The 6,165-nt window shown below is 72.7% G+C and carries 5 protein-coding genes; 3 read left to right on the forward strand and 2 right to left on the reverse strand.

Annotated elements, in window-relative coordinates; genetic code table 11:
• Positions 1 to 56 precede the first annotated feature (56 nt).
• A complete protein-coding gene (locus tag ACFWFR_RS16485) occupies positions 57 to 1,934 on the reverse strand; it encodes a phosphoenolpyruvate carboxykinase (GTP) (protein WP_377623677.1) in 1,878 nt (625 codons plus the stop codon).
• A gap of 216 nt (positions 1,935 to 2,150) precedes the next feature.
• Here ACFWFR_RS16485 and ACFWFR_RS16490 point away from each other — a divergent pair, with 216 nt between their 5' ends.
• On the forward strand, positions 2,151 to 3,650 hold the full coding sequence (locus ACFWFR_RS16490; protein WP_377623675.1) for a helix-turn-helix domain-containing protein: 1,500 nt from the start codon (positions 2,151 to 2,153) through the stop codon (positions 3,648 to 3,650).
• 87 nt (positions 3,651 to 3,737) lie between these two features.
• Here ACFWFR_RS16490 and ACFWFR_RS16495 read toward each other — a convergent pair whose 3' ends face one another.
• A complete protein-coding gene (locus ACFWFR_RS16495) occupies positions 3,738 to 5,006 on the reverse strand; it encodes an alpha/beta fold hydrolase (protein WP_377623679.1) in 1,269 nt (422 codons plus the stop codon).
• A 149-nt stretch (positions 5,007 to 5,155) separates the two neighbouring features.
• On the opposite strand from ACFWFR_RS16495, the gene ACFWFR_RS16500 reads away from it, so the two are divergent.
• Complete coding sequence (locus tag ACFWFR_RS16500) at positions 5,156 to 5,620, forward strand: Fur family transcriptional regulator (RefSeq protein ID WP_191804469.1); 465 nt, start codon at positions 5,156 to 5,158, stop codon at positions 5,618 to 5,620.
• 38 nt (positions 5,621 to 5,658) lie between these two features.
• Positions 5,659 to 6,021 (forward strand): hypothetical protein, encoded by a 363-nt coding sequence (locus tag ACFWFR_RS16505; protein ID WP_191804471.1) that lies wholly within the window; start codon positions 5,659 to 5,661, stop codon positions 6,019 to 6,021.
• Positions 6,022 to 6,165 lie beyond the last annotated feature (144 nt).

Below are 6,165 nucleotides of genomic sequence, written 5' to 3' on the forward strand. Positions count from 1 at the left end.
GACCGATGGTCTCCCGCAGCGGGCGCTGCGCCACCCTCGGCGAGGAGGGCGTCGACTCACTCGGCCCCGAGCCGCGACCGCAGCCGCGCGAGCTGTGCCCAGAGCTGGTCCGGCACCCGGTTGCCGAACGTGTCGAAGAACTCGCTCGTGAGCTCGGTCTCGGTGAGCCACGACGCGGCGTCCACCTCGAACAGCGCGTCGAGGGCGCCTTCCGGGAGGTCCAGCCCGTCGACGTCCAGCGCGCCCGGGGCGGGCAGCAGCCCGACGGCGCTCGTGACCGCCCCTGCGTCGGTCCGCAGGCCGCGCGACCGGTCGACCTGCTGGGCGATCCACGCGACGACGCGCGAGTTCTCCCCGAACCCCGGCCACAGGAACGAGCCGTCGGTGCCCTTGCGGAACCAGTTGACCTGGAAGATCTTGGGCCGCTTGGCCGGGTCGAGCCCCGCGCCGACGCTCAGCCAGTGCGCCCAGTGGTCGGCCATGTTGTAGCCGCAGAACGGCAGCATCGCGAAGGGGTCGCGGCGCAGCTCGCCCAGCGCGCCCTCGGCTGCTGCGGTGCGCTCCGACGAGATCGTCGCCCCCATGAACACGCCGTGCTCCCAGCTGTAGGCCTGGGCGACGAGCGGCACGTTGGTCGCGCGGCGCCCGCCGAAGATGATTGCGTCGATCGGGACGCCCGCAGGGTCCTCCCAGGTGTCGGCGATCGTGGGGCACTGCGCGGCGGCGACCGTGAACCGGGAGTTGGGGTGCGCGGCGGGCGTGCCCGCGGCCCCGTCGGCCGGCGTCCAGTCGTTGCCGCGCCAGTCGATCAGGTGCTCGGGGGCCTCGGGCGTGAGCCCCTCCCACCAGACGTCGCCGTCGTCGGTCAATGCGACGTTGGTGAAGATGGTGTCGCGGTCGAACGTCGCGACCGCGACGGGGTTGGTGTCGATGCCCGTGCCGGGGGCGACGCCGAAGAACCCGGCCTCGGGGTTGATCGCGCGCAGCGTCCCGTCGGGGCCGCGACGCAGCCACGCGATGTCGTCGCCGATGGTCTCGATCTTCCACCCCGGCACGGTGGGCTGGAGCATCGCGAGGTTCGTCTTGCCGCACGCCGAGGGGAAGGCCGCGGCGAGGTGGTAGGCGCGCCCCTCGGGCGAGGTGGCCCGGACGAGCAGCATGTGCTCGGCGAGCCAGCCCTCGTCGCGGGCCATGGCCGAGGCGATGCGCAGGGCGAAGCACTTCTTGCCGAGCAGGGCGTTGCCGCCGTACCCGGAGCCGTACGACCAGATCTCGCGGGTCTCGGGGAAGTGGGCGATGTACTTGGTGTCGTTGCAGGGCCACGCGACGTCCTCGTGGAGGTCGATCGAACCGTCGGGGAGGTCGACCACGAGCGGGGCTCCGACCGAGTGGACGGCGGGCACGAACGGCGCACCGGCGTCGATCAGGGCCAGGACGTCGCTGCCGACCCGGGTCATGACGCCCATGCTCACGACGACGTACGGGGAGTCGGTGACCTGGATGCCTGCCTGCGAGAGGGGGCCGCCGACGGGTCCCATCGAGAACGGCACCACGTACATGGTGCGGCCGCGCATCGAGCCGTCGAACACCCCGCGCAGCTCGGCGCGCATGACGTCGGGCTCGCGCCAGTTGTTGGTGGGGCCCGCGTCGGCCTCGTCCTGCGAGCAGATGAACGTGCGGGACTCGACACGGGCCACGTCGCTCGGGTCCGACCGGGCGAGGTAGCTGCCGGGGCGCAGCCCGGGGTCGAGCGGGCGGAGCGTGCCCGCGTCGACCATGAGATCGATCAGCCGCTGCTTCTCGGCCGCGGACCCGTCGCACCACACGACCGCGTCGGGTTCGGTCAGGTCCGCGATCTCGCGGACCCAGGCGCGCGGGTCGCGGGCCACGCCGACGGCGGAGCGGGCACCGGGGCCGAACGCCGCTCCGGCCATGGTCGCGGCGAGCGTGTCGGGCAGGTCCTCGGTGAGGGCGGCGTGGCGGGTGCGGCGAGGGTTGGCGGTCACGGTCATGATCGGGTCTCCGGTCCTGGGCGGGGGTCGTCCGCCCGGTGGGCGTCTGTTCTGCTGTTTCCACCTTCGACCCGGAACGACGCAGTTTTCCACTCAGATCTATGTCAAGAATCGCGGTTCTTGACATAGAGTCAAGGAATGGCCGTCGACGAAGACCGCAAGATCCCCACGACCCCCGAGGTCCCCGCCCCTGCGACCACCGACCTCATCACGCTCGGGCGCAGGATCCGCTGGTTCCGGACCCGCAGCGAGCTCACGCTCGACGCCCTCGGTGCGCAGGTGGGGACCACCGCGAGCCTCCTGTCGCTCATCGAGAACGGCAAGCGTGAACCCCGCCTGTCACTGCTCCAGGCGCTCGCCGGGGCGCTCGACGTCGCGGTCACGGACCTGCTCGCGGACGAGCCGCCGTCGCGCCGGGCGGCCCTCGAGATCGAGCTCGACCGAGCCCAGCGCGGCCCCTTGTTCGCGACCCTGGGCCTGCCGTCGGTCAAGGCCTCCCAGAAGCTGCCCATGCCGGTCCTGGAGAACCTCGTGGGCCTGCACGGCGAGCTCGCGCGGCGAGCGTCGGAGGCCATCGCGACGCCCGAGGAGGCGCGGCGCGCCAACACCGAGCTCCGGCTCGAGCGCCAGTCGCGCAACAACTACATCCCCGAGCTCGAGGACCTCGCCGAGGAGATGACGCGCCGGGCCGGCTACCGCGTGGGCGCGCTCACGCACCGCACGGTCGCGCGCATGGCCGAGCAGCTCGGCTTCACGCTGCTCCACGTCGACGACCTGCCGCACTCGACCCGCACCGTCACGGACCTGCGCAACGGCCGCATCTACCTCCCGCCGGCCTCGATCCCCGGGAGCCACGGTCTGCGTTCGCTGGGCCTGCAGGCCATCGCGCACCGGGTGCTCGGGCACCAGCGGCCCACGTCCTACGCCCATTTCCTGAGGCAGCGCGTCGAGATCACGTACTTCGCCGCGTGCTGCCTCATGCCGCAGTCGGCCGCGGTCGAGTTCCTCGAGCAGCGCAAGAAGGAGAAGGACCTCGCGGTCGAGGACTTCCGGGACGCGTTCGGCGTCTCGCACGAGGCCGCGTCGCAGCGCTTCACGAACCTCGCGACCTCGCGCCTGGGGATCCCCGTGCACTTCATGCGCGTGGGCGACGACGGCGCGCTCTACCGCGGCTACGCGAACGACGGGCTGCCGTTCCCTGCGGATGTCACGGGGGCCATCGAGGGGCAGCTCGTCTGCCGCCGGTGGGCCGCGCGCGAGGCCTTCGCGCGCCGCGACCGGGCGACCGAGTCCTACCAGTACACGGACACCCCGGCGGGCACGTTCTGGTGCAGCACCCAGACGGGCACGACGACGACGGGCGAGTTCTCGATCACGGTCGGGGTCCCGTTCGCCTCGGCCAAGTGGTTCCGTGGACGTGAGACGACCGTGCGGCGCGCCTCGACCTGCCCCGACGAGGCGTGCTGCCGTCGGCCGCAGGCGCAGCTCGCGCGCCGCTGGGAGGAGGTCGCGTGGCCCAGCGCGCGCATGCACCAGCACGTGCTGTCGGCCCTGCCCTCGGGGTCGTTCCCCGGGGTGGACGCCTCGGAGGTCTACGCGTTCCTCGAGAAGCACGCGCCGTCGCCCGACGCGGAGTGAGCAGGGACGCGCCGGTCCGCCCTGTGCGGCCTGGCCCGCCCGGACCCGCCCGGCGGGCCTGAGCCCGATCCGTCCCGGCGAGGACTGTCACGCGTCGCGCAGCGGCCCGCCCTGCTGGTCGACGAGCGGCAGCAGACGCTCCAGCACGTCACCCGTGCGCAACCCGTCGTGCTCGAACTCGTTCGTGACGAGCGCCTGCACGTTCCCGACGCGCGAGGCCGTGTCGAGCGACAGGTGGGCGTCGACGAACATGTCGTCGTAGTAGACGGCCGCGGCGACCGGGACCTCGTTGGCCGCGAGCACGTCCAGGTCGTACAGCGTGGTCCAGTCCTCGCGGCGGGCCAGCTCCTCGGCGGCGCCCCGGAAGTCTCGCAGGCCGGCGATCTCCTCGAACATCCAGGGGTAGATCATCTCGCCCGTGAAGAGCAGCGGTCGGGCCTCGGGGGAGAACTCCGGGTGCTCGGCGCGGACCCGCTCGGCGGCCCAGCCCGTGGCCCCGTGGCCCGAGGCGTAGATCGACTCGTGCAGCACCGCGTACAGGGGGTTCGTCCGGTACGAGGTCAGGTCCCGGACCTCGCTGAGGAACGTGTCGCTCAGGTCCTCGTCGCCGTGGTCGAACGCCTCGTCGAGCAGCCAGTGGACGCGTTCGAAGCCCGGCTTCATGCCGAAGTCCATGCCGAGGGTCTGGAGGCGTCGCACCGAGAGCGTGTCGCCGTCGGGCAGCGTGACGTCACCCACCGCGATCCTGTCCGCGATGCGCGCGAGGCGTGCGACGTCGTCGGGGAAGCGCGACGCGAAGCGAGCGTTCTTGGCCGCGGTGCGCGGGTAGGTGCGGCGGTAGACCTCGATCGCGTCGGCCTCGAGGCCCGCGAGCCCGCCCGTGACGTAGCAGGCCGAGAGGCCCTCGGGGGCGCGCGAGAGGTACGTGAGCGTGAGGAAGCCCCCGTAGCTCTGCCCGAGCGACTCCCAGCGGCGACCGCCGAACAGCGTGCGGCGCACGTGCTCGGCGTCGGCGACGATCGAGTCCGCGCGGAAGTGCGAGAGGTGCTCGGCCTGCGCGGCCGCGTCGCCCAGCGCCGCGAGGTGACGCCCGCGCAGGGCCGAGCTGCGGCCCGTGCCGCGCTGGTCGAGCAGGATCACGCGGTGCGTGGCGAGCATGGTGCCGACCCAGCCGTCCGGCCCCGTGGGGCGCGGGCCCTTGCCTCCCGGGCCGCCCTGGAGGAACACGAGCAGCGGGAGGTCGTCCCGCCGTCTGATCGGGTCGACGAGCTCGCGGGCGAAGACGGTGATCCGGCGGGAGTCGGTCTCGTCGAACCAGTCGAGGGGGACCTCGACCACGTGGTCGGTGACGTGCATCCCGGGGATCGTGTAGATGGTCCTGCTCGCGTCGCTGAAGGTCACGCTCTTCACCCTACGTGGCGACGGCGGTCACCTCCCGGAGCCGTCTCTCCTTTGAGTCGGGCGTTGTTTTGACTGAATCAAAACAACCGTCTAGGGTCGTAGGCATGGACAGGACGGGTGGCTCGCGCAGCGCCACCGACCGGGCCGCGGACCTCCGCGCCGGGGGGCTGCGTGCGACGGCCGGCCGTGTCGCGGCGCTCGCCTACATCGACGAGCACCCCCACGTCAGCGCCTCCGACGTCTACCAGGCGCTCCGCGAGGAGCTGCCGTCGACGTCGCCCCAGGCTGTCCACAACATCGTGCAGGACCTGCACCAGCGGGGCATGCTCCGCCGGACGGACCTTCCCGGCTCCGCAGGAGCGCGTTACGAGACCCGGACGGGCGACAACCACCACCACGTGCAGTGCGTCGTGTGCGGCCGGGTCGAGGACGTGGACTGCGTGGTCGGCCACGCACCCTGCCTCACCCCGTCGGACAGCCACGACATGCGCGTGTTCGTGACCGACGTGACCTTCCGCGGGATCTGTCGATCCTGCGAGCAGACGGAGCCGGTCCACGCCGCGGAATGACGCGCGCCCCCCGACTCCCCCCTACCGAGAGGAACCACATGGCGACCATCGCCCAGACCCCCGACACGACCGTTCTCGACCAGCCGCAGGTGCTCCAGGAGACCCTGCTGGTGGGGACCGTGAACATGTCCGACCTGCGTCAGCAGCACGAGACCCTGCGCACGCTGCGCGACGACGAGTTCGTGGCCACCCTGGCGTGCTCGAGCCCCGGCGCCCCCAGCCAGGTGATCGGCCGCCGCGCCGACGGGCGCGCGTACGACCGCATCGCCCTCGCGTACGAGTCGGGTGGTCGGGTCGAGCAGCGGATCTGGTCGCTGGACTCCGACCACGGCGCCGAGGCGCGCTACCGCCTCCTCGAGGACACGGGCACGCGCGGCGGGTTCGCCGTCCTCTGCCGCTGAGCCCGACGGCCCCACGTCGCGGGGTCCCGCCCCGCGGGGGCTGAGGCGACGTGGGTGGACATGCCAGGAGGGGTGGGGGGGGGGGCGCGCCCCCCACCCCCCCCCGGGGGGGGGGCCGCCGCGCCGGGCCCCGGGGAGCGGGCA

Source organism: Oerskovia sp. NPDC060287, from assembly GCF_042726775.1.
Lineage (GTDB): Bacteria > Actinomycetota > Actinomycetes > Actinomycetales > Cellulomonadaceae > Oerskovia > Oerskovia merdavium.

Coding starts and splice junctions, on each gene's coding strand:
- ACFWFR_RS16485 (WP_377623677.1), bottom strand. CDS start 1,934: ATGGCCGGAGCGGCGTTCGGCCCCGGTGCCCGCTCCGCCGTCGGCGTG.
- ACFWFR_RS16490 (WP_377623675.1), top strand. CDS start 2,151: ATGGCCGTCGACGAAGACCGCAAGATCCCCACGACCCCCGAGGTCCCC.
- ACFWFR_RS16495 (WP_377623679.1), bottom strand. CDS start 5,006: ATGCACGTCACCGACCACGTGGTCGAGGTCCCCCTCGACTGGTTCGAC.
- ACFWFR_RS16500 (WP_191804469.1), top strand. CDS start 5,156: ATGGACAGGACGGGTGGCTCGCGCAGCGCCACCGACCGGGCCGCGGAC.
- ACFWFR_RS16505 (WP_191804471.1), top strand. CDS start 5,659: ATGGCGACCATCGCCCAGACCCCCGACACGACCGTTCTCGACCAGCCG.